Here is a 706-nt window from a genome sequence, read left to right on the forward strand (position 1 = left end):
GCGTCGGGGCGGCCGCGCGCGGCCTCGCGGCGGTCCTGCGGCCGCTGCTCCGGCGCCGGCGTGGCCGGGGCGGAGGCGGCGCGGAATGGGGTACGGGCGGGGCGGCGCGGGCCTTCCGGCCGGCGAGGGGGGCGGGACATGGCGGCATCCTGCGGATCGGCGGGGACAAAGCAAGCGAATGACGGGGCCGGCGGGCGGCGGCGGGCGAAGCGAGCGGATTCTTCGCCCCCTTCGCGCGGGGTGCGTTGACAGGCGGTGCCGAAACCGGATAGTGCGCGGCGCTCCCGCCGGCCGGGGAAAGCGCGGAGGGGTGCCCGAGTGGCTAAAGGGGACGGACTGTAAATCCGTTGGCTTGCGCCTACGTTGGTTCGAATCCAACCCCCTCCATATCCGGCCTGTCGCCGCGAGGCATCGCGGCACCGGCCGGGCGGCAATCCTCCCCGGTTGGACGGCGCCACGGCGCGGTGGCCCGCAAGGGCCCCGCGCGGTGCGGGTGTAGCTCAATGGTAGAGCCCCAGCCTTCCAAGCTGGTTGTGCGGGTTCGATTCCCGTCACCCGCTCCATCTCTCTGCCGAGGGGCTGGAGCCGGGTGCGGGGCAGAGGGCCGGATGTCGCGCCGGTATCGGCGCTGGACCGACAGGGTGACGATAGATGGCGAAAGCTAAGTTTGAGCGGACGAAGCCGCACTGCAACATTGGCACGATCG

Annotated in this window: 2 tRNA genes; both read left to right on the forward strand. The window is 72.7% G+C overall.

The window, feature by feature from the left end:
* Positions 1 to 304 precede the first annotated feature (304 nt).
* Positions 305 to 387, forward strand: a tRNA-Tyr gene (locus ACVMLK_RS21215).
* Positions 388 to 489: 102 nt separating this feature from the next.
* A tRNA-Gly gene (locus ACVMLK_RS21220) sits at positions 490 to 563 on the forward strand.
* Positions 564 to 706: the final 143 nt, after the last annotated feature.

Source organism: Teichococcus aerofrigidensis, assembly GCF_054073225.1.